The 24,505-nt window shown below is 50.5% G+C and carries 18 protein-coding genes; 3 read left to right on the top strand and 15 right to left on the bottom strand.

Annotated elements, in window-relative coordinates:
• Positions 1-139 precede the first annotated feature (139 nt).
• Positions 140-1,975, top strand: a complete 1,836-nt coding sequence (locus tag M1D30_RS00965) for a sulfatase-like hydrolase/transferase (protein ID WP_248505304.1) — start codon at positions 140-142, stop codon at positions 1,973-1,975.
• On the opposite strand, the gene M1D30_RS00960 is transcribed toward M1D30_RS00965, so the two are convergent.
• The 7 genes from M1D30_RS00960 to M1D30_RS00930 form a co-directional block, all read right to left on the bottom strand.
• Positions 1,969-3,069 carry a DegT/DnrJ/EryC1/StrS aminotransferase family protein gene (locus M1D30_RS00960; protein ID WP_248505302.1) on the bottom strand — a complete coding sequence of 367 codons (1,101 nt, stop codon included), beginning with the start codon at positions 3,067-3,069 and terminating at the stop codon, positions 1,969-1,971. The two genes, M1D30_RS00965 and M1D30_RS00960, sit on opposite strands and share 7 nt — an antisense overlap.
• Before the next feature lie 59 nt (positions 3,070-3,128).
• On the bottom strand, positions 3,129-4,919 hold the full coding sequence (locus M1D30_RS00955; protein WP_248505300.1) for an LTA synthase family protein: 1,791 nt from the start codon (positions 4,917-4,919) through the stop codon (positions 3,129-3,131).
• Positions 4,920-4,934: 15 nt separating this feature from the next.
• A complete protein-coding gene (locus M1D30_RS00950) occupies positions 4,935-6,764 on the bottom strand; it encodes an ABC transporter ATP-binding protein (RefSeq protein ID WP_248505298.1) in 1,830 nt (609 codons plus the stop codon).
• 43 nt (positions 6,765-6,807) lie between these two features.
• On the bottom strand, positions 6,808-8,130 hold the full coding sequence (miaB, locus tag M1D30_RS00945; RefSeq protein ID WP_248505296.1) for a tRNA (N6-isopentenyl adenosine(37)-C2)-methylthiotransferase MiaB: 1,323 nt from the start codon (positions 8,128-8,130) through the stop codon (positions 6,808-6,810).
• A 58-nt stretch (positions 8,131-8,188) separates the two neighbouring features.
• The gene (gene nrdG / locus M1D30_RS00940; RefSeq protein ID WP_248505294.1) at positions 8,189-8,680 is read right to left on the bottom strand and encodes an anaerobic ribonucleoside-triphosphate reductase activating protein; all 492 of its coding nucleotides are present in this window, start codon (positions 8,678-8,680) and stop codon (positions 8,189-8,191) included.
• 93 nt (positions 8,681-8,773) lie between these two features.
• Positions 8,774-11,005: an anaerobic ribonucleoside triphosphate reductase gene (locus tag M1D30_RS00935; protein WP_248505292.1), complete on the bottom strand. Its 2,232-nt coding sequence runs from the start codon at positions 11,003-11,005 to the stop codon at positions 8,774-8,776.
• Between the two features lie 105 nt (positions 11,006-11,110).
• A complete protein-coding gene (locus M1D30_RS00930) occupies positions 11,111-12,772 on the bottom strand; it encodes a nucleoside kinase (RefSeq protein WP_248505290.1) in 1,662 nt (553 codons plus the stop codon).
• 114 nt (positions 12,773-12,886) lie between these two features.
• On the opposite strand from M1D30_RS00930, the gene M1D30_RS00925 reads away from it, so the two are divergent.
• The gene (locus M1D30_RS00925; protein WP_248505288.1) at positions 12,887-14,626 is read left to right on the top strand and encodes a Na/Pi cotransporter family protein; all 1,740 of its coding nucleotides are present in this window, start codon (positions 12,887-12,889) and stop codon (positions 14,624-14,626) included.
• 60 nt (positions 14,627-14,686) lie between these two features.
• Here the strand turns inward: M1D30_RS00925 and M1D30_RS00920 are convergent, their stop codons facing one another.
• From M1D30_RS00920 to M1D30_RS00905, 4 genes are read right to left on the bottom strand one after another with little or no spacing between them, the layout of a single operon-like run.
• Entirely contained in the window at positions 14,687-16,279 is a 1,593-nt protein-coding gene (locus tag M1D30_RS00920) for an alpha-N-arabinofuranosidase (RefSeq protein WP_248505285.1), read from the bottom strand.
• A 27-nt stretch (positions 16,280-16,306) separates the two neighbouring features.
• On the bottom strand, positions 16,307-18,295 hold the full coding sequence (locus M1D30_RS00915) for an OPT family oligopeptide transporter (protein WP_248505283.1): 1,989 nt from the start codon (positions 18,293-18,295) through the stop codon (positions 16,307-16,309).
• A gap of 45 nt (positions 18,296-18,340) precedes the next feature.
• On the bottom strand, positions 18,341-19,504 hold the full coding sequence (locus M1D30_RS00910) for a MalY/PatB family protein (RefSeq protein ID WP_248505281.1): 1,164 nt from the start codon (positions 19,502-19,504) through the stop codon (positions 18,341-18,343).
• The gene (locus M1D30_RS00905) at positions 19,501-20,346 is read right to left on the bottom strand and encodes a DUF3737 family protein (protein ID WP_248505279.1); all 846 of its coding nucleotides are present in this window, start codon (positions 20,344-20,346) and stop codon (positions 19,501-19,503) included. Before M1D30_RS00905 ends, M1D30_RS00910 begins: the two co-directional genes overlap by 4 nt.
• A gap of 113 nt (positions 20,347-20,459) precedes the next feature.
• On the opposite strand from M1D30_RS00905, the gene M1D30_RS00900 reads away from it, so the two are divergent.
• A complete protein-coding gene (locus M1D30_RS00900; protein ID WP_248505277.1) occupies positions 20,460-21,155 on the top strand; it encodes an NAD-dependent deacylase in 696 nt (231 codons plus the stop codon).
• A gap of 15 nt (positions 21,156-21,170) precedes the next feature.
• Here M1D30_RS00900 and M1D30_RS00895 read toward each other — a convergent pair whose 3' ends face one another.
• From M1D30_RS00895 to M1D30_RS00880, 4 genes are read right to left on the bottom strand one after another with little or no spacing between them, the layout of a single operon-like run.
• The gene (locus M1D30_RS00895; protein WP_248505274.1) at positions 21,171-21,923 is read right to left on the bottom strand and encodes a DUF4468 domain-containing protein; all 753 of its coding nucleotides are present in this window, start codon (positions 21,921-21,923) and stop codon (positions 21,171-21,173) included.
• A gap of 37 nt (positions 21,924-21,960) precedes the next feature.
• Entirely contained in the window at positions 21,961-23,334 is a 1,374-nt protein-coding gene (gene ispG / locus M1D30_RS00890) for a (E)-4-hydroxy-3-methylbut-2-enyl-diphosphate synthase (protein ID WP_248505272.1), read from the bottom strand.
• Positions 23,335-23,356: 22 nt separating this feature from the next.
• Entirely contained in the window at positions 23,357-23,863 is a 507-nt protein-coding gene (gene purE, locus M1D30_RS00885) for a 5-(carboxyamino)imidazole ribonucleotide mutase (protein ID WP_248505270.1), read from the bottom strand.
• A gap of 18 nt (positions 23,864-23,881) precedes the next feature.
• Positions 23,882-24,502, bottom strand: a complete 621-nt coding sequence (locus M1D30_RS00880; RefSeq protein WP_248505268.1) for a phosphatase PAP2 family protein — start codon at positions 24,500-24,502, stop codon at positions 23,882-23,884.
• Between the last annotated feature and the right edge of the window lie 3 nt (positions 24,503-24,505).

Below are 24,505 nucleotides of genomic sequence, written 5' to 3'. Positions count from 1 at the left end.
TCGATTTTCTTTGCATTTCCGAGTGTAAGTACCTTCGGCAAAGCCTAAGGTACGAAATAAATCATAAAAGGAGCCTATTTTCTAAAAAATACTGCGCTTCTTTAGACCGTTTTCATGTTTTTTTTCTAATTTTGCACGCATGAATATACTGAAGAAAGGTTTCACCTATTACGTTTTAGCCACCATATTCACATCTCTCATATTGATGTCTTACATCAAAGACGATGTCATCGTGCCCATGCTCGACCTGAGTGGCTGGCTGTTTTTCATTACTTCATGCATATCACATGCTGCCATACTGCTGCTGGCACTGTGGCTCATCTTCTTCCTTCCCTTGGCACTGCTTAAGAAGGAGCGTTGGGCCGTGGGACTCTTCATCGGTGCTGTCAGCGTCCTAGCGACGATGGCCTTCATCAACATGCAGGTGTATAAGATATACCGCTTCCACATCAACGGCTTTATCATCAACATGATTACGGGCCCTAATGCTGGCGATATCTTTGACTTCTCGCCCTATCTCTATCTTACAGAGGGCATCTCGTTGTTGGTGGTGATTGGCATCTGCATCGGCCTATGGCCAGCAGCAAAATGGCTATCATCACGCATCAGGAAGAGAGGCGTCACCATCCTGATTTCCTCGTTGGTTGGCATCACCCTGATTGCTAATGGCATTCATGTCTATGGTTCCTTTGTGGCCAAGCCATCCATCCTGCAGAGTGTACGCCTGGTGCCATATTACTTCCCCTTGTCTGCCAGCTCGCTGATGCAGAGTCTTGGCGTGAAGCGCGAGGTGGTGGAGGTCTCTGGCATGAGTGGCGAAGGCGAGATGTGCTACCCATTGCATCCGCTTCAGAAGGCAGATAGCAGCCAACTGGAACTGCCTAACATCGTTGTCATCCTTATCGACTCGTGGAGCCGTCAGTCGCTGACGCCTGAGTGCATGCCCAACATGTGGCAACTGGCACACGAGGAGCAGTGGTACAAGAACCACGTGAGCTGTGGCAATGGCACGTCGTTCTCAGTCTTTGGTATGTTCACAGGCATCCAGCCTTATTACTGGACAGCTTATCAGTCGGCCCGCTTGAGTCCGCTACTTGTTGACCGACTGCTGGAGTTGGGGTATGACTTCCGTGTGTATCCAAGTGCTGGCTTGCAGAGTCCGCCCTTCGACCGTCTACTGTTCCAACACGTGCCCAACCTCAGACTCGATACGCCGCTACCCACATCCTATGAGCGTGATTTGAAGATTAAAGACGACTTTATTGCGGACATGCCTCAGCTGAAGGCACAGAAGCGTCCGTTCTTCACGTTCATCTTCTTCGACCTGCTCCATGCCTACAGTCTGCCGAAGGAACTACTGAACCGCTTTCAGCCTTCGTGGGAGTATGGCCGCTTTGACGAGCTGAACAACGATATGGACCCAACGCCCTTCTGGAACCTGTATCGCAACTCGGCCTATCAGACGGACAAGATGGTGCATGAGGTAATCGCGAACTTAAAGGAACAGGGACTCTACGACAACTCTCTGGTGTTCATCACAGGTGACCATGCTCAGGAGTATAATGAGAACCATAAGAACTACTGGGGACATAACTCTAACTTCTCGCAATATCAGATTGGCGTGCCTCTCATTGTGCATCAGCCCGACCATGACACAACGGCGGTCTATACCCATCGCACCACGCACTATGACTTTGTGCCGACCATCATGCATAACTACCTGGGCATTAAGAACCCGTTGGAGGACTATACTGCTGGCAGACTGCTCAGCGACAAGACACCACGTCTGTGGCATTTTGTGGGCAACGAACTACGCTATGCTTTCATCGTAGAGGGTGATACGATCCTCACGAAGGAAGGTGCCGGATACATTGAGGTAACAGACAGTAAGTTGAACCCCGTGGACAACTATCGCATTCGTCCGAAGGAGTTCGACAAAGCTATCAAGGACCTGAACAGGTTCTTTAATCAATAAGCATTGATGATTCTAACCACTTCCTGGGCTTCCTCATGTGTCAAAACCGGACTCATGGGGAGGCTCAGTTCTTGTTGATGGATTTGTTCTGTTATAGGCAGAGACAAAAGGTTCCACTGCTTATAACATGCTTGTTTGTGGGGCGGAATGGGATAGTGGATGATGGTTTGGACGCCATGCCGCTCCAGATAAGTCTGAAGACCGTCACGCTGCTCGCAGAGCACAGGATAGACATGATACACATTCTGATTGTCGGCCATCTGGGTCGGCAGGATGATTCGCGGATTCGTGATGCCCTCATTATAGATCTTTGCGATGGTCTTGCGATGCTCGTTATCCTCATCCAAATACTTCAACTTCACATCGAGCACCGCAGCCTGAATCTCGTCCAAGCGACTGTTGCGTCCTGTATACTTGAAGACATATTTCCGCTGACTGCCATAGTTGGCTAACGCACGAATGGTGTCTGCCACGACCTTGTCATGACACGTCACAGCACCACCATCGCCCAACGCGCCTAAGTTCTTGCCTGGATAGAAGCTATGGCCAGCAGCATCGCCCAAGGAGCCAGTTCTGCGACCATCAGCGAAGCAACAACCATGCGCCTGGGCATTATCCTCCACCAGTTTCAGGTTGTACTTCTTGCAAAGACGGCCAATCTCGTCGGTATAGGCACAACGACCATAGAGGTGTACCAACAGGATTGAGCGAGTGCGTGATGTGATACGTGATTCTATGAGACAGTCATCCAGCTCGAATGTGTCCAGTCGTGGCTCCACGAGCACAGGCACCAGTCCATTCTCTGTCAACGCCAGGATAGAGGCAATATAAGTATTGGCAGGTACGATGACCTCATCGCCAGGCTGCATCACGCCCAGTTCGATATAGGCACGATAAATCCATATCAGCGCATCCAGTCCATTGGCCACACCCACACAATGGGGCGCACCAATATACCTGGCGTAGTCTTCCTCGAAGCGCTTCACCTCTGCACCCTGCAGATACCACCCCGAGTTAACCACTCGCTGCACAGCCTCACTGATCTCTGTAGCGTAAAGTTGAGTTACCTTTTGTAAATCCAAGAACTTAATCATCGGTTTTCGGCTGTAAAAGTACAAAAAATAATTCAAACAAGCATTATATGACAGGAAAATTATCTTTTCTGCAGGTCTTCCGTGGTCAACTGAATCATGGCCTTGTCCAAACGCTCCAGTCGCTCGGCATCGGGACTTTCGTTGATGGTGATGCGCTTCAGGTCGAAGTCGTAGAGCACATGACCAGTAGAATCGCATATCCACTGAACGTTATTGAAATTATGAACCACGGTTGGCTTCGTATAAGTCTTTGACAGTACGTCTCTGCTGAAAGTATAAGCATCATGATTCAGGTGCAACTGTCCCAACAGGGTGGCAGGCAGGTCACTCTGGTTACACAGCACATCAATGACGCGTGGCTCACGAACAGCACCACCTAGCCACAGCATGGGGATATGGTTCATCTGCAATGGCGTCATATGGTCTATCTTCCCATGCACAATACCATGGTCGGATGTGATAACAATCAGCAGGTTGTTCCATTGGGGTGTGGCCTTGAGCTTGCTAACGAAATCAAACAAGCAGTCATCCAGATAGCAGAAGGAGTTCTCTACCTCATCGTCCAACTTCTTCACGGGCACATCCCAAGGCTCGTGACTGGAGAGAGTGCTGTAGCCCCACAGATGATGCGTATTATGATCTGCCTGACTGATCCACTGATAAACAGTAGCAAAAGTGATATCATCACGCACACCCCACTGACTGGTGCGCTGCTCGCCCAACGGATAGTCACTCATACTCATCAGGTGCTCCCATCCCGTGGCAATCAGATATGATCGCATATTGGTGAAGTTGATATCGCCACCATAAAGATAGTTTGTTTTATAGCCTTGCTGCTGAAGACTCAAAGCAACACTTGGCAGGGTACTACTCTTCTCAGGTATCTTCATCACCGAGGTGTTAGGGAACGATGGATAGCCACTGAGCGCACATACAGTACCACGGTCTGTACGCCATGAGTTGGCGTAGCATCGACTGAAATAGACACCCTGTTTCTTCAGTTCCTGCAGATGGGGCATGGCATCAACGAACTGCTCACCAGCGCCCTCCATCAGGATTACCAAGACATTGGGGCGGTCGGTCGTGAGCAGGGTGTCGCCATGAACACTCTCGGTGGTATAAACGCCTTGCGTCATCTGCTCACATTCCTCTGTTTCAAAGAACTGGTATTGCGACTGGTCGTCCAACTGATGCGTCATGGAATAGAAGAAACTGAAGATGGGATTTACTGCCGAGTGATTCAAAAACTGGTTTTGCGAATAATAAGCCTGACCGGTATTGGTCGTCGACTCGCCCAATCCGCCACGGATACCAATAACAATCAAAGGTAACAAAACAACATAGAACATCAGTTCTTTCCACGTGCCACGCTTAAAGGCAGGCATGCCCACCACTCGGTTGTAAGAAAGAAACAGCAGGATGGTCAGAATGATAACCACCAAGGCACGCATCACCAGATAGCCCGTCGTCACGCTGGCCATAGCTTCTGTAGGCGTCTCTAAGTACTGCAGCCACGCGGCGTCTAACTTGAAATGCCAAAAAGCATACATACTCGTATCGCTGACAAAAGCCAGGGCAAAGGCTATAGACAGGAAAGCATAATAAGACTTCACAAGCCATTTAGGCAGTGTCAGCCACATGCCCGCCATCATCATCAGGAACGGCAGTGCAAAGAAGTAAAGAGCTGTTGACAAGTCAAGACTTAAACCGTGCCACCACACCTCCATCATATCGCCAAACGAGAACGAAGCCTCAGCGTGGTTACACAGCATGAATCCCCACTTGGCAACCATAAACACTGCCACTGTCAGCAAGTAGAACCTCAGAAGGAAAAGCACTCTCGATTTCATGACGACGCCATCATATTACAGACTTTGCATATCGTTCAATTTCTTGTAATAGCCATCAATGCCGAGCAGTTCCTCGTGTGTGCCTCGTTCCACAATCTGTCCCTCGTGCAGCACGAGTATCTCATCAGCATTCTTAATGGTCGACAAGCGGTGGGCAATGGCCACCGTAGTACGTGTCTTCATCAGTCGCTCCAGAGCATCCTGCACCAGTCGCTCACTTTCTGTATCCAGCGCTGATGTCGCCTCATCAAGAATCAAGATGGGCGGGTTCTTCAGAATGGCACGGGCAATGCTTACACGTTGACGCTGACCACCCGACAAACGACCACCACGGTCACCGATGTTCGTCTCAAACTGGTGCTCCGACTGCATGATGAAGTCGTAGGCATTCGCAATCTTGGCAGCTTCGGCAATCTGCTCGTCGGTGGCGTTGTCCACGCCAAACGAGATATTGTTGCGGAACGTATCGTTAAACAGGATGGCCTCCTGGTTCACATTACCAATCAACTGGCGCAGATCGTGAATACCCAGATCCTTCACATTGATGCCATCAATGAGCACCTCTCCCTCCTGCACGTCATAATAGCGAGGAATCAGGTCGACCATGGTTGACTTACCACTACCCGACTGTCCCACAATGGCAATGGTCTTGCCCTTAGGGATAATCAGGTTGATATCCTTCAGGATCCACTGCTCGCCATAACGGAACGACACATGACGGAACTCTATCTGGTGCTCAAAAGAAGCGATATGCTTAGGATGCTCCACCTCGGTAATGGTGTTCTCGGCCATCAGAATCTTGTCGATACGTTCCATAGAGGCCAGGCCCTTGGGGATGCTATAGCTGGCTTTCGAGAACTCCTTCAGAGGGTTGATGATTGAGTAGAGAATCACCATATAGTAAATGAACGTAGGACCTGTGATGGCCTGATTGTTCAGCACCAGCATACCGCCGAACCACAGCACGATGACAATCATCACCGTACCCAGGAACTCACTCATGGGGTGCGCCGACGACTGACGGATGTTCACCTTCATCAGGTGCGAGCGATAGGAAGAGTTGGTCTGGTCAAAACGGTGGTTCATCTTCTCCTCGGCACAAAAGGCCTTGATGATGCGCAGGCCACCCAGTGTCTCCTCCACCTGACTCATTGTGTCGCTCCACAGGCTCTGAGCCTTGGCCGAGTCCTGCTTCAACTTACGACCTACGAGTCCCATAAACCATCCCATCACGGGCACGATAACCAAAGTAAAGGTGGTCAACTGCCACGAGACGAACAACATCGTCGCAAAGTAAGCAACGATAAGAACGGGATTTTTGAACAGCATCTCGAGCGATGCCATGATAGAGTTCTCCACCTCCAGCACATCACCACTCATACGAGCAATAATGTCGCCCTTGCGCTCTTCCGAGAAGAAGCCCATGGGCAGTGATGTTATTTTCTCATACAACTGATTGCGTATGTCGCGCACCACACCCGTGCGGATGGGCACGATACATGCCGACGTCAGGAAATAGGCGCCCGTCTTTAGCAGGGTTGTGAATGCCAAGAACAAGCCTATCAGCAACAGTGTGGTAGTGGCACCGTAGTCAGAGATCAAACCATTAACATAATAGTTCAGGTTATTCATCAAGACACCCTGCACGTCACTCCAGTCCCATGCCATCACGTGGGTAGCCGTCTCTGCATCGCCCGTTTGGAACAGAATCTGCAGGATAGGTATCAACGCAGCAAACGAGAAGATGTTCAGCACTGCCGACAGGATATTAAAAAATACCGACAGGGCTAAATATTTTTTATAGGGAGGCACGAAACGCCTCAACACACGCAAAAAATCTCTCATATCTTTGTTGTTCTTTAATCTTAGTCAAGTCGTCCAGTGCTGTTTACAACGCTTCGCCGAAGAGTGTGGCACTGGTACTGCCTGTGATGCGCACACGTACCGTCTCGCCAATATGGTGATTCCCTTTGTCGAACACCACCATCTTGTTCTGCTCTGTACGACCGCACAGTTGCTCGCGACTGCGCTTCGAGAATCCCTCTACCAACACATCAAACTCCTTACCCTCGTCCAGCTTATTGCGCTGCGCCGACATCTCGGTTTGCAGGGCGATGAGCTCATTCAGTCGACGAATCTTCTCGTCCTCAGCCACATTATCGGGCAGGTGTTTCGATGCGTAAGTGCCTGGACGTTCTGAATACTTAAACATAAAGGCCGAGTCGTAGCCCACCTCACGCATCAGACTCAAGCTCAATTGATGATCCTCCTCCGTCTCGTTATGATAGCCCACGAAGATATCGGTTGAAAGACCGCAATCGGGGATGATGCGACGAATAGCTGCCACACGGTCCAGGTACCACTCACGGGTGTACTTACGGTTCATCAGTTTCAGTATCTTATCTGAGCCACTCTGCACAGGCAGGTGGATATGCTTACATACGTTAGGCACCTCAGCAATAACATGCAGTGTCTCGTCGCTCATGTCCTTTGGGTGCGAGGTTGTGAAACGCACACGCATCTGCGGTGCCTCCTCGGCCACACGGCGCAGCAACTCTGGGAAAGCAATTCGGTCGCCACTCCCATCCGATTTCTCACAGCTATATGAGTTCACGTTCTGGCCGAGCAGCGTCACCTCCTTGAAGCCACGGTCACGCAGGTCACGAACCTCACGAAGGATACTCTCCAAGTCTCTTGAGCGCTCACGTCCACGAGTATAGGGCACAATGCAGTAGTGACAGAAGTTGTTGCAACCACGCATAATACTCACGAAGCCACCAAGTTTGGCACCATGTAAACGCTGTGGTACCACATCCTTATAAGTCTCTGTGGTAGACAGTTCAATATTAATAGCCTTATGACCCGTCTCAGCTTGTGCCACCAGGTCGGGCAAGGTCAGATAAGCATCCGGACCAGCCACCAAGTCAGCTCCATGATTCTCCAGCAAATCCTGCTGCACACGCTCGGCCATACAACCCAGCACACCTACAATCAGCGGGCGCTTACGCTTCACAGCTCCAAGTGCCTCCAAACGGTGGTATATCTTCTGTTCGGCGTTATCACGCACAGAACAAGTATTCAAAAACACGGCATCGGCTTCTTCCACACTTTCACAAGTCTCATAGCCAGCCATCTGCATCACTGAGGCCACCACCTCAGAGTCAGCCACATTCATTTGACATCCGTATGTCTCGATAAACAGTTTTTTCATCTATTGCAATAAATTTTCGGCTACAAAGGTACAAATAAAATATGAAACTATCAAATAATCAGGCATTTTGCTGCCAAAGCACAACATCTCCAGAGAACAAAGAAGCCTGTACATCAATCAAACGTTGGTTCGACGAGCCCCTGAACAAAAGGTCCGGATTGCGCAGTGATGCTACATATGGTCCATCCACCAGCACGTCAATTTGCTCAAGCAGTTCACGCTGTTCCGGTTGGATAAGTTCCTCAAAACGGAAACCCGTAAAGCACCAGATATCCTTGTTTGTTCTACGGCGAATGGCATGCGCCAGTTCCGCAAACCCCGCTGCCTGATACATTGGGTCGCCACCTGAGAACGTCACATTGGCATAAGGGTCGGCCACGATGATGCGCATGATCTCCTCGGTCGACATCTCGCGTCCACCGCCAAAGTCCCACGACTGTGGGTTGTGACAGCCAGGACACCGATGACGGCATCCCGCACAATAAATGGAGGTCCGGAAACCCGGACCGTCCACCATTGTATCTTCTATAATCGAAAGTACTCTTATCATTGTATATTTTAACCTAGGATCTCCTAGGAAAGCCTAGGATTGCCTAGAAAAGCCTAGAAAAGCCCAGAAAAGCCCAGAAAAGCCCAGTATCTCCTAGAACAAACTCTTCTCACCGTCGTCAATATGCGTCACACGGTCGTTAAGCTCCGCCAACTTACCACTGTTCCAACGGTCGGTGGTGCCCACCAGATAGCCTGTGATACGCTGCAGACGGTCAATATTCGTAGAACCACACTTCGGACAAGCCTTCAGGTCGTTCTGAGCATTCTCATAACCGCAGTCCATGCAGCGATTACGGTTATGGTTCACTGAGCCATAGCCCATGTTCAGACGGTCCATCATGTCAACCACACTCATAATCACCTGTGGGTTATGCGTAGCATCGCCATCAATCTCCACATAGAAGATATGACCACCACGAGTCAGGTCATGATAAGGAGCCTCAACCTCAGCCTTATGGCGAGCCGAACACTTATAGTACACAGGCACATGGTTCGAGTTTGTATAGTAATCACGGTCGGTCACGCCAGGAATAACGCCAAAGTCCTTACGGTCGCGCTTGGTGAATCTGCCAGCCAAGCCCTCGGCAGGTGTTGCCAATACTGAGTAGTTATGGTGATAACGGTCGCAGAACTCATTCACACGGTCGCGCATATAAGTGATAATCTTCAAGCCCAGTTCCTGTGCCTCTTCACTCTCACCGTGATGCTTGCCAATGAGCGCCACCAAACACTCTGCCAAGCCAATGAAGCCAATACCCAGTGTACCCTGGTTGATCACACTCTCTACGGTGTCCGAAGCACCCAACTTATCTCCGCCAATCCACAAACTCTTCATCAATAGGGGGAACTGACGTGTGTAGGCAGTTTTCTGGAACTGGAAGCGGTCGTCCAGTTGCTGGGCTGTGATTTCCAGCATTTCGTCCAACTTAGCAAAGAATTGTCCCAGACGCTGCTCCTGTTCCTCTTCCCTACGGCATTCCAAAGCCAGACGAACCAGGTTGATGGTAGAGAACGACAGGTTTCCACGACCGATACTGGTCTTGGGGCCAAAACGGTTCTCAAACACACGCGTACGGCAACCCATCGTTGCCACCTCATGGATATAGCGCTTAGGATCATCGGCACGCCATTCCTCACTCTGGTTAAACGTTGCGTCGAGATTCAAGAAATTTGGGAAGAAACGACGGGCCGTCACCTTACAAGCCAACTGATACAGGTCGAAGTTGCGATCCTCAGGCAGGTAGTTCACGCCACGCTTCTTCTTCCATATCTGAATAGGAAAGATAGCCGTCTCGCCACCACCCACGCCCTCGTAGGTAGAGAGCAACAGCTCACGCATCACGCAGCGACCTTCGGCTGACGTGTCCGTACCATAGTTGATAGAAGAAAAAACCACCTGGTTGCCACCACGTGAGTGAATGGTATTCATGTTATGGATAAATGCCTCCATGGCCTGATGCACACGACCAACAGTTTTGTTGATGGCATGCTGACGCACACGGTCTGTACCCTGAAGTCCATCGAGCGGTTGCTTCAGATAATCCATCAAAGGCTCATTATACAGAGCGCTGAAGTCCTCACCATAAAGGTCCTCCAAGTATTTCAGTTCCTCAATATACGACAGACGTACAAAGGGTGCCAGATAGAAATCAAAGGCAGGAATAGCTTGTCCACCATGCATTTCGTTCTGAGCGCACTCCAGCGAGATACATGCCAACACAGAGGCTGTCTCAATACGCTTGGCAGGACGTGAGGCTCCGTGTCCGGCAATAAAACCGCAGTTTAGAATATGATCCAGCGGATGCTGCACACAGGTAAACGACTTCGTGGGATAATAGTCCTTGTCGTGGATGTGCAGATAGTTATGAGCCACGGCCGCGCGACTCTCTTCCGACAGCAGATAGTCATCAACGAAGGGCTTGGTCGTTTCCGAAGCAAACTTCATCATCATGCCGGCGGGCGTATCAGCATTCATATTAGCATTCTCACGCGTCACATCGTTGTTCTTGATATTCACAATATCCAAGAACACGTCACGCGTCTTAGCCTTACGGGCGATAGAGCGCTGATTACGATAGGCGATATACTTCTGAGCCACATCCTTTCGACTTGACTTCATCAACTCCAGCTCTACCAGGTCCTGGATCTGTTCCACAGTCATCTGCGTATCACCACGCTGGGCGATATGATCTGTTATCTGGTTGAGCAAGTGTTCATCCTCACCCTTGTCGGTCGTCATCATAGCCTTACGGATGGCGGCCATCACCTTCTGTTCATTGAAGCCCACGATGCGGCCATCGCGCTTCACCACGGTCTGTATCATAAGTGTCGATTCGTTTTTTATTAGTTATCAAAAAGCGATTGCAAAGATACGAAAATAAACCGATATTCGTATCCTTGCAATCGCTTTTTCTTATGTTAAAACAACTTAATATTCGAATGACGAACCACCCAAGAACTCACGTAATAATGAGGTTGGCGGGATCTGATCTTCGGGTATAGGACGTATGTATTTCAGGAACTTACGTAGGCGGTAGGCCTCAGCGTATTCGGGGCAATTTTCGGGTACCCGTTCAAGTAAAGGTTCAGCCTGACTCTTGATAACGGCCAACTCAAACAGCATGGCCGAGTTGAACATTTGGTCAGCATTCTCCTGATATGGGAAAATCCACTTATTCTCACCACGACGCACAGAAGGCCAGCGGCGGATGGTCTCCTGAGCCGACACATTGCGATATTTATAGTCGCGGATGATACGACGCAGCAGGCGATTATCTGTAGTGGGTATATAATTATGGTTGTCCAACAGGAGCGTGGTCAGCGCCGAGGCATAGACGCGATAGATCTGTTCTTGCGGCACACCCTCCATTAACTCAGGATTCAATGCATGGATACCTTCCACCACCAGCACCTCGCCTTCATTCAGACGCAACTTCCTGCCACTCTTCACACTCTTACCTGTGGGGAAGTCATAGCGTGGCAATTCAATCTCCTCACCACGGAACAACGCGTTCATCTGCTCTCTCAACAGTGGCAGGTTCAAGGCGTGCAGGTTCTCGAAGTCGTAATCACCTGTGGCATCACGGGGAGTAAGCTCACGGTCCAGGAAATAGTCGTCGAGCGAGATGGGAACCGGTTTAATGCTATTCACAGCCAACTGCACCGAGAGGCGCTTACACGTGGTGGTCTTACCACTTGACGACGGTCCGGCAATCAGCACCAGCTTAATGCCCTTCCTATTGGCTATCTCATCAGCAATCTTACCAATCTTTTTCTCCTGCAGAGCCTCACTAATCTGTATGAGTTTTGATGTAAAGCCCTTATCAATAGCCTCGTTCAGGTCGCCAATAGTGCGCATGCCCAGGATATCCTGCCAGCGATGATGTTCCTTGAAGATAGAAAACATCTTGTCCTGCATCACCAACTCGCCCAACTCCATAGGGTGTTCTACAGAAGGAATTCGCAACAGCAGACCATCATAGTATTTCTCCAGTCCGAAGAGATAGATTTGTGAGGTGCGGGTGAGCAAAGCACCATAGAAATAGTCGTAATACTCGTCTATGTCGTAAAACGTAGTATAGAGCGAGCCCGTACTCTTCAGCAGTTTCACCTTCGAATGGGTATGCAGGATACTGAACATATGGATGGCCTCCTCTGTCGTTGTTTCATGACGGTGGATAGGCAAATCCTCATCGATAATCTCCTGCATACGCTGACGGATGCGGCCTGCATCCTCCAAAGTAACAGGATGTCCGATGTTCAAATCCACATAGTAGCCATTACTCACAGGGATGTCAATGGCAACCTTACAAGGCGTGTACAGGTCGTGCACAGCCTTACAGAGGATAAAGAACAACGTACGAGTATAGGCGCGCTGACCCGAAGGCGAGGTAATATCCATAAATTCCACCTCCTTGGGCTTATACACGCGGAAATGCATTCCTTCTACCTTATTATTAACACGCGCAGTGATAGGAGGATAAGTCATCTGCAAGCCTATCTGCTCAAAGGCTTCTTTCAGCGAACAGCCCATGGGCACCTCATACTTCTGTCCATCGTTCAGACACCTTATTTCAATTTTCTTTTCCATAACTTTTCGCTAATTCTGGGCAAATATACAAAAAGTTTCAGAAATAAGGTTCCATTATCAGATATTTTTATTATTTTTGCACCGAATTTATATTATTAACGAACATTCACTCGTATGATGCTCACGATTTTCACCATGCTCGGTTCACTGGCACTTCTCATGTTTGGTATGAAGTCCATGAGTGAGGCCTTGCAAAAAATGGCCGGCCCGCAGTTGCGTCACGCATTGGGAGCCATGACATCCAATCGCATTACAGGTTTATTAACAGGCTCTGTCGTCACAGCCTCTGTGCAGTCATCAACGGCTACTACCGTGATGACTGTTTCGTTTGTAAACGCCGGCCTGCTCACACTGGCCCAGGCCATCTCGGTCATCATGGGTGCGAATATCGGCACCACACTCACGGCATGGATCATGGCCGTGACCAACTCATTCGACATCAGCATAGTGAGCTATATCGGTTTCTTTATCGGTATCATCCTCATCTACATGAAGAAGCATCGCTACACAGGTGATTTTCTCTTTGGCTTAGGCTTCCTACTAATGGGACTCACCACCCTGCGTCTCACAGGACAGGCCATGAACCTAGGCGAGAATCCCGATGTACTCTCGTTCTTTAAGTCGTTCGACATGCACTCCTACTGGACCATCTTCACCTTCCTCCTGCTAGGAGGTGTATTGACCTTCTGCGTGCAGTCGTCGGCAGCCGTGATGGCCATCACCATGTTACTCTGTAGCAGTGGCGCCATGCCCATCTCCATGGGTATTGCACTGGTGCTGGGCGAGAACATCGGAACCACCATCACCTCGAACCTGGCCGCCCTTTCGGCCAACACGCAAGCCCGCCGAGCAGCACTCGCACACATGTTCTTCAATGTGTTTGGCGTACTTTGGATTCTCATCGTATTCTATTGGTTCATTGACGGTATCGAATGGGTGGTTCAGTATGTAGGCAGCGAAATGCTTGACAAGGACATGAACACGATTCCCAAGAAGGACTACCTCACCTTTGTGCTGGCAGCCTTCCATACGGGTTTCAACGTAATTAATGCCTGCATCCTCATTTGGTTTATCCCACAGATTGAGAAGTTTGTATGCTGGGTTATCAAACCCAAGAAGGTGGACGAGGAGGAGGATTTCCGCCTGCATTTCATTACAGCTGGTTTCATGAAGACCCCCGAACTCTCAGTGCTTGAGGCCCAGAAAGAGATTCAGGCATTCTCCAACCGTATGCAGCGCATGTTTGGCATGGTGCAGGAGTTACTCAACCTGTCGTCGAGCGAGCGCAGTAAGGAGAAGAACAACGAACAGGACTTCAACAAACTCTACACCCGCATTGAGAAATATGAGGGTATTAGCGATAATATGGAACTCGAGATTGCCAAGTACCTTGAGAACGTGAGCGACGCCCACCTGTCTGACGAGACCAAGGGTAAAATCCGTGCCATGTTACGTGAGGTTAGCGAGCTGGAGTCTATTGGTGATGCCTGCTTCAATATGGCCCGCACCATCAATCGCAAATACTCGAAGAAGGAAGACCACTTCATTGAGAAGCAGTATAGTCATCTGCACCAGATGATGGGTCTCACCGACCAGGCACTCTCTCAGATGAACAAGCTCATGAGTGGCCGCAAGGAGGCCTACGATGTGAACCGCACCTTCAACATCGAGAATGAGATCAACAACTACCGCAATCAACTGAAGGCCCAGAACATCGTTGATGTGAACAATCACCTCTACACCTACGCAGAGGGCACTATCTATATCGATCTAGTGAACGAGTGCGAGAAACTGGGCGACTATGTGGTCAACGTCGTCGAAGCCCGCATGGGAACCAGACAACGCGAGGCGTAAGGACAATAAAAGAGGGGGGCATATCTGTGATTGATATGCCCCCCTTCTTTTATGTTTCTATTATTTGATATTCAGAACCACAATCGACTTCGCAGGCACCTGCACCGTCACCGTATTCTTCTTCAGTTTAGCATCAGTAAAGGGCTTAGGCGACACAACCTCCGGATGCTGGAAGTCATTGAAGTCATCCACCTTCTTCGAGGTAAGAATCTCGCCCTTCACACTCTTGGCCTGATAGCCTTCAATATTGAAATCAATCGTCTGGGCTTTGTCAAGACTCACGTTCGTGATGGCCAGAACCAGACTGCCATCAGTGGTCTTGGCTGCCGAGGCCGAGAGCATGGGACATGGACGATAGCCAGCATCCTTAGCACCCTCTTTCTCCTGGAAGTATGCCTTACTCACCTGAATGGTCTCTGTGGGCAGATCAACAGGCAGATAGGTAGCCTCTTGGAACGGAGTATACATCTTAAAGACATGATAAGTTGGTGTGAGCACCATATGACCTGTACCCTCCTGGTCGGTGAGTATCATCGACTGCAGCACGTTCACCACCTGAGCGATATTTGCCATTTTCACGCGGTCGGTATACTTATGGAAGACGTTCAGCGACAGCGAAGCCACAAAGGCGTCACGCAGAGCATTCTGCTGATATAGGTGACCGCTGATGGTGCCAGGTTCCTCGTCCCACCATGTGCCCCACTCGTCAACGAGCAGTCCCACGGTATTCTTCGGATCCTTCTCGTCCATGATGGCCTTGTGGCGCTTGATAACATCCTCAATCTCCAAGCACTTACCCAGTGCCCAGTAATACTGATCGGTATTAAACTTCGTTGCCGAACCCTTAGGACCATCCCAACCAGAACAGGTATAGTAATGCAGACTGACGCCCTGCATGCGGTTACCAATCTTATCCATCAGTACCTCCGTCCACTTATAGTCGTAGTCACTGGCACCACTACCAATGCGATAGAGTTTGTTGCCCGTATAGTCGCGCAAATAGGTGTTGAACTTACGGAACTCGTCCGAGTAGTACTCTGGCGTCATGTTACCACCGCAGCCCCAAGCCTCGTTACCAATACCGAAGTACTTCACGTGCCAAGCCTTCTCGCGACCATTTTGACGACGCAGACGGGCCATGGGCGTATCACCGTCGCTCGTCATATACTCCACCCACTGGGCCATCTCCTTCACCGTGCCACTGCCCACGTTGCCACTGATATATGGCTCGCAGTCCAGCATCTCACAAAGGTTCAGGAACTCATGCGTACCAAACGAGTTGTCCTCGATGGTACCGCCCCAGTTGTTGTTGCGTAGCGATGGGCGCTGGTCCTTTGGTCCGATGCCGTCCATCCAGTGATAGTCGTCAGCAAAACAGCCTCCCGGCCAGCGCAGCACAGGCACCTTCAAAGCCTTCAGTGCCTCGAACACATCCTTTCGATAGCCCTTGATATTGGGAATCTTCGAGTCTTCACCTACCCAGAGACCACCATAGATACACGTACCCAGATGCTCTGAGAACTGACCGTAGATCTCGCGGTTAATCTTGGCTCCCGCCCTATCGGCGTGAACCGTTGCCTTCACATTTTCTGCTGCCGACACACTCGCGGCGACAGTCAGCGCAATGGCTGTGGTTAGAATTATTTTCTTCATGTTGTCTTAGGATTTTTATTTTGGTTATTATGCTTTCTTAGTGCGTGTAGCCCAGATGAAGTAGCACATCAACAGGATATAGGCCACAAGAGCGCAGAACTCCGACAGCGGATTGGCCAGCCACTCGTCGCTCACGGGATTGAATCCACCGAAGCGCAACAGCGCACTCACCACACCCATCAACGCGCCACCGGCGATGAAGCCCGAAGCAATGAGTGTACCTTTCTCGCCACGTTTCTCGTTCACGGTCTTATCCTTCGAGCGTGTAGTGACATACCAGTTGATGGCACCGCCCACCAGCAAGGGGATATTCAGATCCAAGGGAATGAACATACCCAATGCGAAGGCCAGGGCTGGAATCTTCAGCCATGTGAGTACAATGGCCAGCAAGGCACCAATGCCATAGAGCAGCCAGGGTGCACCTGCACCATTCATCATGGGTTCAATGACAGCGGCCATGGCATTTGCCTGCGGAGCCACCAAATGTCCCTCCTGGTTGGGATCAAAGCCATAGGTCTGGTTCAGCAACATCATCACGCCACCCACGGTAGCGGCACTCACCAGCGTACCCAGGAACTTCCACTGCTGTTGCTTTCTGGGAGTTGAGCCCAACCAATAGCCAATCTTCAGGTCGGTGATAAAACAGCCAGCCATCGACAAGGCCGTACATACCACGCCACCCATAATCAGTGCTGCCAGCATACCACCAGAGCCATTCAGACCCACAGCAGCCATCACCACCGAAGCCAAGATCAGAGTCATCAGTGTCATGCCCGACACAGGGTTCGAACCCACAATTGCAATGGCATTGGCAGCCACCGTTGTAAAGAGGAAGGCAATCACCGTCACCAGCAGGATGGCCACCACCGCAAACAGCAGGTTGTGCATTACGCCCAGCCAGAAGAACACGAAAGTGATTACCAGAGCTGTGATCGATGCGATGCCAATAAACTTAAACGACAGGTCGCGTTCTGTTCGTTGCGATGTCATCGCAGCACCCTTTCCGCCTTTCATCTCCTTGGCAGCCAGTCCCACGGCATTTCTGATAATGCTCCACGAACGGATGATGCCAATGATGCCAGCCATGGCAATGCCACCGATACCAATGCTACGGGCATAGGTCTTGAAAATCTCCTCGGCCGACATGGCGTTCACGGCTGTTGTAGCCTCCACACCGCCCAGACTCAGTGTCTGGTCGCCGAAGATCAGTGCCATACCAGGCACGATGAGCCACCATACAGCCACTGAACCCAGACAGATATACATAGCATATTTCAGTCCGATGATATAGCCCAAGCCCAGCACAGCTGCCGACGTATTACACTTAAACACCAGCTTCGTCTTGTCGGCCAGCACCTCGCCCCAGCCAATCATACGACTCGTCACAGTCTCGTTCCACCAGCCAAAGGTAGCCACGATGAAGTCATAGAGACCGCCCACCAGTCCTGCCAGCAGCAAGGGCTTGGCCTGATCGCCACCCTTCGAACCACTCACCAGCACCTGCGTAGTGGCTGTAGCCTCGGGGAAAGGATACTTGCCGTGCATCTCACTTACGAAATACTTACGGAAAGGAATCAGGAAGAGGATACCCAGGATACCGCCCAGGGCCGAGGCCATAAACACCTGTAGGAACGAGGCCGCCATATCAGGATACTTCGCCTGCAGGATATAGATGGCGGGCAGTGTGAAGATAGCACCAGCCACCACAGCACCCGAGCAGGCACCAATAGACTGGATGATAACATTCTCGCCCAAGGCCTTTGAACGACGTGCGGCTGTCGACACACCCACAGCAATGATTGCAATAGGGATAGCAGCTTCGAACACCTGTCCCACCTTCAGTCCCAGATAGGCAGCAGCAGCCGAGAAGAGCATTGCCATCAGCACGCCCCAGGTTACCGACCAGCCATTCACCTCAGGATACTGACCCTGTGGCGACATCAACGGCTCATACTGTTCACCGTCTTTCAACTCCCGAAACGCATTCTCGGGCAGTTGCGTTTTCATTTCTTCCATTGTTATTGAGTTAATGTTTATTGTTCATTATTGATTGCACATTATTCAATGTACATTCTCCGCCACTCTTCTCAGCGCCTCCATCAGCAACGCCCTTGGGCAGGCCATGTTCAATCGGATATAACCTTCGCCACTCTGTGGACCATACATCGTTCCTGGGTTCACCCATACCTTTGCCTCCTTCATCAGCAGGTCGGCATATGCCTGAGCACTGAGTCCGGTAGCTGTAATGTCAATCCATGGCAGATAGGTACCTTCCAAAGGCAACATCTTCCATTGGGGAAGATGTTTGGCTGCAAACTCACAGATAGCCTGGTAGTTGCCCCACAGATAGGCATTCAACTCGTCAATCCAGTCCTCACTCTCGTTATAGGCAGCCATCAGTGCCACAGGACCGAAAGGATTCAGGTCGCACACCTCATTAATATTAATAGCACGATCCAGTCGGCGACGCCATTCCGGTTGTGCACAAATGATATTTGCTGTTTGCAGACCGGCGATATTAAACGACTTAGAAGGCGAGTTCAGGATGACACTGTTCTCACGACATGCATCACTAACCGCCGCAAAGGGTTGGAACGTATGTCCAGGCATCACCAGCTCGCAGTGAATCTCATCGCTTACCACCTTGACACCATACCTCATGCAGATGTCGTTCATCCTGCCAAGTTCCTCTTTCGTCCACACACGTCCCGTGGGATTATGAGGGTTACACAGCAGGAACACCGTGGTTTTCTCGTCGGCACACTTCGTCTCAAAGTCCTGCCAATCCACCTCGAAGCGGTTATCATCACGCCGCACCAGACACGTCTCCAGCACCTCGCAGCCATTGTTACGGATACTCGAGAAGAAACAATTATAGTCGGGCGACAGGATAAGCACCTTCTCGCCAGGCATCGTCAGGGCCTTGATTGCCACACTCATTCCTGGCACCACACCCGTCGTATAGAGGATCTCCTCACGACGGATGGTCCAGTGATGACGACGTTGGAACCACGAGATGACAGCCTCGTAATAGGGTTCTTCTACTAATGTATAGGCAAACACGCCATGCTCAGCACGTTTGCGGATAGCATTCTGAATGGCAGGCGCAGCCTTGAAGTCCATGTCGGCCACCCACAGAGGAATCATATCCTCACGGGGCATTTCATCCCACTTCACACAGCCAGTGCCGCGTCGGTTTACGATTTCATCAAAATTATATTTCATTGTCTTGTCTCAATCACGCAGTCATTCGGTGCCTTCACATTCTTGTCAATGGTGACACTACCGATAGAATCTGCCACGATATATCCACTACTGGGATTCTTGATGTTCTCAATATGTCCACGGATATCGGCACGCACATTGCTATACTCAAACACGCGGTCGCAAGCCTTGTCAAACGTGCAGTTCTCAAGCACCAGATTCTCGGCATAGCACAGCAACTGCTCACCTGCCAGATGACAGTTCACCAGTCGCACATTCTTCGAGTGCCAAGCCAGATACTCACCGTCGAGCACAGAGTTACAAATGGTGATATTCTCGCATTCCCAGAACGAGTCCTTCGTCACGATGTTGGCATTTGTCAGTTCCACGTTCTTACAATACTGGAACACATACTTCGAATCACTCTTTAAACCGTCAATCTTCACATTGTCGCAAAACATAAACGGATAGGTTCCTTCGTGCAGCGTCAGGTTCTTCGCCTCAATATTCTGGCAGCGCCAGAAGGTCTCGTCAGCATCGTTAATCACCACATTCTCCAACTTGATGTCGTGCATCTCACGAAACATCTTCGGACCGTCAATCCGTGTGTCTTTCATCTCCAAGTGATCGCTGTACCACAAGGCAGAGCGTGCACCTTCGTCAAACTGGCAACGGTTAATCTTGAAACCGTGCACATGCCAAAAAGGGTATTTCCCCCAGAAATGACAGTCCTCAGCCTCAATATTTGTACACTCCTTGATGGCACTTTCACCATCTCCAATAGTCACATCTTCCAATCGCAGGTTGTGTGACTCAAACAAAGGGCGCTCGCCCTCAAAATGTTGATTCTTTATGATATCCATGATTAGCATGCTGGTTTTCAAGCCGCAAAGATACTATTTTTTCTTCAAAAACGATATCACTTTACGATTTATTAAGTATCTTTGCAAGCAGAACCATATAAATTAGACACCTTATGAAGAAGAAGATTGTTGTTTTGACGGGTGCAGGCATGTCCGTAGAGAGTGGCTTGCGCACCTTCCGCGATGCCGACGGGCTGTGGGAGGAGTATCCTGTGGCAAAGGTAGCCACCCATGAGGGATGGGAGGCCGACCCCACATTGGTCACCAACTTCTATAATATGCTGCGCAAGAAATGCTGGAATGCGAAACCCAACGATGGTCATAAGCTGGTGGCCGCCCTGGAAGAGAAATACGATGTCACCGTAGTCACCCAGAATGTTGACAACCTGCACGAGCAGGCTGGCTCATCAAAGGTCATCCATCTGCATGGCGAGTTGATGAAGGTCTGCTCCAGCCGCGATGTGGACAATCCCTATTTCCAACAGACACTCACCCCCGACAACTGCGAGATCGCACCTGGCACCAAGGCCGGCGACGGTTCCCTGCTCCGTCCATTCATCGTGTTCTTCGGCGAGGCAGTGCCCTTAATCAGCGTGGCTGCCGAGGAGGCTCAGACGGCCGACATCTTTATTGTCATTGGTACCAGTCTTAACGTCTACCCCGCTGCCGGACTCCTTCACTACGTACGCCCTGGCACGCCCATCTATCTCATCGACCCCAACCCCATCAATGCCGGCTCCAGCGTCAAGCAGATACAGAAAGGCGCCAGCGAGGGCATGCGCGAGTTGAGTGAGATCTTAATGAAATAAAGTAACGAGGACTGATTACCAGTCCTCGTCTTCGTTTCCTACAATACCGTTCTTCACGGCCTCTTCCACCTTATCCATGATGGCGTTCGAGTAGGCATGTGTCATCACCAAAGCCTTCGAACACGTGCGTTTCTTGTTGTCTTTTTCCACAAAGGGATAGTGCTTGGCTATCTCCCACTGCTCATCATACAGGCGGCGGTCTGTCTTGTCGTCCTTCAGACGCTTGCCGTCACCATAGTAATTCTGGCGCTCCGTACGATTCTCACTATTATCGAGGATTCCCCCTATCCATCCAGCAGCCTCTGCCTTCAGAATGTCATAGTTCTGCACGGTATAGGTCACGCGCACACGCCCTTCCTTGATGTCTATCTTAATCACTGGCGTGATGCTCACCACATAGCGGTTCAGCGTACCTGTATGATCGGCAATGCCTTCAATAGGACTCGAGATGATGATACAGCCTGCGTCCTTGTCGTTCAGGGTGATGGCCTGCTTGTCCTTAAATGTGGCCGTCACCCAATAGTTCAGTGCCACATACAACTGCTGCTTGGTCTTTCCAGGAACCTCAATCACCTGTTGGTACGACAGTGACTCGTTCTTGTCCAACTTCAGGTCCTTAGCCAGGTTAGCAGCAGCATCAGCCCATTTATCGCCATATCTCTCCTTGGCATACTTCTCCAGGTCAGCTGCCTTCATCACCTGTGCCTGTACACTCATTGCGCCGCAAGTCAGGATGGCGGCCAGCATCAACATTTTCATCTTTTTCATGTCATTAGGTTTTATGTTATTAGGAAATTTTTTCGTTCTATCCCCTATCCTTCTTGATGAGGGCCAGCAAGTGGTCAACGGCCTCTTCCTCTGGGATGTTCTTCTCGACGCATTCCTTGGCACGATACAGACTGATCTTTCCACGACCAGCACCCACGTAGCCATAGTCGGCATCAGCCATCTCGCCAGGACCGTTCACAATACAGCCCATGATACCTATCTTCAGTCCCACAAGATCCTTCGTGGCAGCCTTGATCTTGGCGATGGTCTCCTGAAGGTTATAGAGTGTGCGTCCGCAACCAGGGCACGAGATATACTCGGTCTTGGTAAACTTGATGCGCGCAGCCTGGAGAATAGCATCGGCAAGGTCGTTAAGAGTCTTAGAGTCCTTAAGGCCTTGAAGATCGTTAATCACGAGATTGGTAGCCTTTCTGTCGATGAGCAGGGCTCCCACAGCCATTGAGGCTTTGAGTTGGAAGGTCTCCCAGTCGGGGGCGTCAATACTCAGCGTAATAGTATCGTCCTTGATGCCGGCCTCAGCCTCAGCACGCAGACGGGTACATTCTGGAATAAGGTCCACCAACTTGCGAGCCACGGGAATCTCACACTCCGGTTCCTCAGAGAGCGACACGCGGATGGTGTCGCCAATGCCCTCGGTCAGCAAGGCACCAATACCCAGGGCCGACTTGATTCGTCCGTCCTCACCTTCACCGGCCTCGGTGACACCCAGGTGCAAGGGATAGTGCATACCCTCCTTGTCCATGGTCTTCACCAGCAGGCGCACGGTGGTCACCATCACCACAGTATTCGAAGCTTTAATGCTGATAACTACATCATTGAACTGCTCGCGACGGAAAATGCGCAAGAACTCCATGCAACTCTCTACGATACCCTCGGGCGTGTCGCCATAGCGACTCATGATACGGTCGGACAAAGAGCCGTGGTTCACACCAATGCGCACAGCCGTATGGTGCTCCTTACAGATATTGATAAAGGGTACAAGTTTCTTCTCTATCTTCTCCAACTCGGCAGCATATTCCTCGTCGGTATACTCCAAATGCTTAAAGGTGCGGCCCGGATCCACATAGTTACCTGGGTTGATACGCACCTTCTCACAGTATTGTGCTGCCACGTCGGCCGTATGGGCTGTGAAGTGCACATCAGCCACCAACGGTGTGTTATAGCCATCAGCCTTCAGTCGAGCCGAAATGTTCTTCATGTTCTCTGCCTCGCGAATACCCTGGGTGGTAAAGCGAACCAGCTCACCACCGGCATCGATGATGCGCTTGGCCTGAGCCACCGAACCCTCGGTGTCGTTGGTATCGGTGGTAGCCATCGATTGGATACGGATGGGGTTATCGCCACCAATGGCAATGTTGCCCACATGGGCTGTTATTGTTTTTCTTCTCATAGGACTTAAGGGACTAATGGACTTAATTGGTTTTGAAGCTATACTTTACTTCTGCCAAGTCCTTATTGGCCTTCTCAATCTTCGACTTCAGACCACTCTTATAGTCGCTGAGGCGCTGTGCCAGAGCCTCATCACTCAGTGCCAGCATCTCGACTGCGAGGATGGCAGCGTTCTGTGCACCATTCACACCTACAGTAGCCACAGGGATGCCTGGGGGCATCTGGATGATAGAGAGCATGGCGTCAAGACCATCGAGCATACCCTTGATGGGCACACCAATAACAGGCAGTGTTGTCGAGGCGGCAATAACGCCAGGCAATGCAGCGGCCATGCCGGCACCTGCAATAATCACTTTCAGACCACGGTCTTTGGCTGTACGGGCAAACTCCTCCACAGCATCGGGTGTGCGGTGGGCCGAAAGGGCGTTAACTTCGAACGGTACCTGCATCTCGTCAAGCAACTTGCAGGCTTTTTCCATAACGGGCAGGTCACTGGTGCTGCCCATGATAATACTGACAATAGGTTTCATATCTTAATCTTTCAACTTTCAATAAAAAATAATTCCCAGGGTGGCACACACAAAGCCAATGCCAAACCCCGCCACCACCTGGGCAAGTGTATGCTGGCGCAGATACATACGGGCAGAGCCCAGCAAGCCGGCCACCAGAAACACCAGGCAGAACCACCACACGGGGTTAAACCCGAATATCTCGGCAAAGACGAACAGAGCGCCTGCCACACCACCGATGGCCGCTGTATGTGTAGAGATCTTCCACCAGATATTAATGACCGCACACACAATCTGAACCACCAGCGCGCCAAAGACGATACTCGACACGAAATGATAGATGTGCAGCGAGTAGAGTACCCATAAGCAAAGGGCATAACTCAGAATACTCAGCACGTAAGGCACCATACGACGGCGCTTCTGTCCCAACTCTAACAGCGACCAGCCTTGGAAACGGCGGTAGATATGAATGAGGAACGTGGGCAGCAGGATGGTGAAGAAATAGACCATCGCCATGACCAGCAGTCGATAGCCAAGGGGCAACAGACTCAGATAGCTGAACGTGAACAGCACAATCAGTCCCATCAGGGGCAGATAGAACGGCGTAAAAATCAGACTGACCGTACGCGCTGCATAAATAAATCCTTTTTCTCTTGTCACTTT

Source organism: Prevotella sp. E15-22, assembly GCF_023204875.1.
In the GTDB taxonomy this organism is placed as follows: domain Bacteria; phylum Bacteroidota; class Bacteroidia; order Bacteroidales; family Bacteroidaceae; genus Prevotella.
The sequence above is the reverse complement of the archived record's forward strand: the minus strand, read 5'-3'. Positions and strand labels throughout refer to the sequence as shown.

Coding starts and splice junctions, on each gene's coding strand:
- M1D30_RS00905 (WP_248505279.1), bottom strand. CDS start 20,346: ATGGATATCATAAAGAATCAACATTTTGAGGGCGAGCGCCCTTTGTTT.
- miaB (WP_248505296.1), bottom strand. CDS start 8,130: ATGAAAAAACTGTTTATCGAGACATACGGATGTCAAATGAATGTGGCT.
- purE (WP_248505270.1), bottom strand. CDS start 23,863: ATGAAACCTATTGTCAGTATTATCATGGGCAGCACCAGTGACCTGCCC.
- M1D30_RS00935 (WP_248505292.1), bottom strand. CDS start 11,005: ATGATACAGACCGTGGTGAAGCGCGATGGCCGCATCGTGGGCTTCAAT.
- M1D30_RS00910 (WP_248505281.1), bottom strand. CDS start 19,504: ATGAAATATAATTTTGATGAAATCGTAAACCGACGCGGCACTGGCTGT.
- M1D30_RS00955 (WP_248505300.1), bottom strand. CDS start 4,919: ATGAAATCGAGAGTGCTTTTCCTTCTGAGGTTCTACTTGCTGACAGTG.
- M1D30_RS00915 (WP_248505283.1), bottom strand. CDS start 18,295: ATGGAAGAAATGAAAACGCAACTGCCCGAGAATGCGTTTCGGGAGTTG.
- M1D30_RS00965 (WP_248505304.1), top strand. CDS start 140: ATGAATATACTGAAGAAAGGTTTCACCTATTACGTTTTAGCCACCATA.
- M1D30_RS00930 (WP_248505290.1), bottom strand. CDS start 12,772: ATGGAAAAGAAAATTGAAATAAGGTGTCTGAACGATGGACAGAAGTAT.
- M1D30_RS00895 (WP_248505274.1), bottom strand. CDS start 21,923: ATGAAAAAGATGAAAATGTTGATGCTGGCCGCCATCCTGACTTGCGGC.
- M1D30_RS00950 (WP_248505298.1), bottom strand. CDS start 6,764: ATGAGAGATTTTTTGCGTGTGTTGAGGCGTTTCGTGCCTCCCTATAAA.
- M1D30_RS00925 (WP_248505288.1), top strand. CDS start 12,887: ATGATGCTCACGATTTTCACCATGCTCGGTTCACTGGCACTTCTCATG.
- nrdG (WP_248505294.1), bottom strand. CDS start 8,680: ATGATAAGAGTACTTTCGATTATAGAAGATACAATGGTGGACGGTCCG.
- M1D30_RS00920 (WP_248505285.1), bottom strand. CDS start 16,279: ATGAAGAAAATAATTCTAACCACAGCCATTGCGCTGACTGTCGCCGCG.
- M1D30_RS00960 (WP_248505302.1), bottom strand. CDS start 3,069: ATGATTAAGTTCTTGGATTTACAAAAGGTAACTCAACTTTACGCTACA.
- M1D30_RS00900 (WP_248505277.1), top strand. CDS start 20,460: ATGAAGAAGAAGATTGTTGTTTTGACGGGTGCAGGCATGTCCGTAGAG.
- ispG (WP_248505272.1), bottom strand. CDS start 23,334: ATGAGAAGAAAAACAATAACAGCCCATGTGGGCAACATTGCCATTGGT.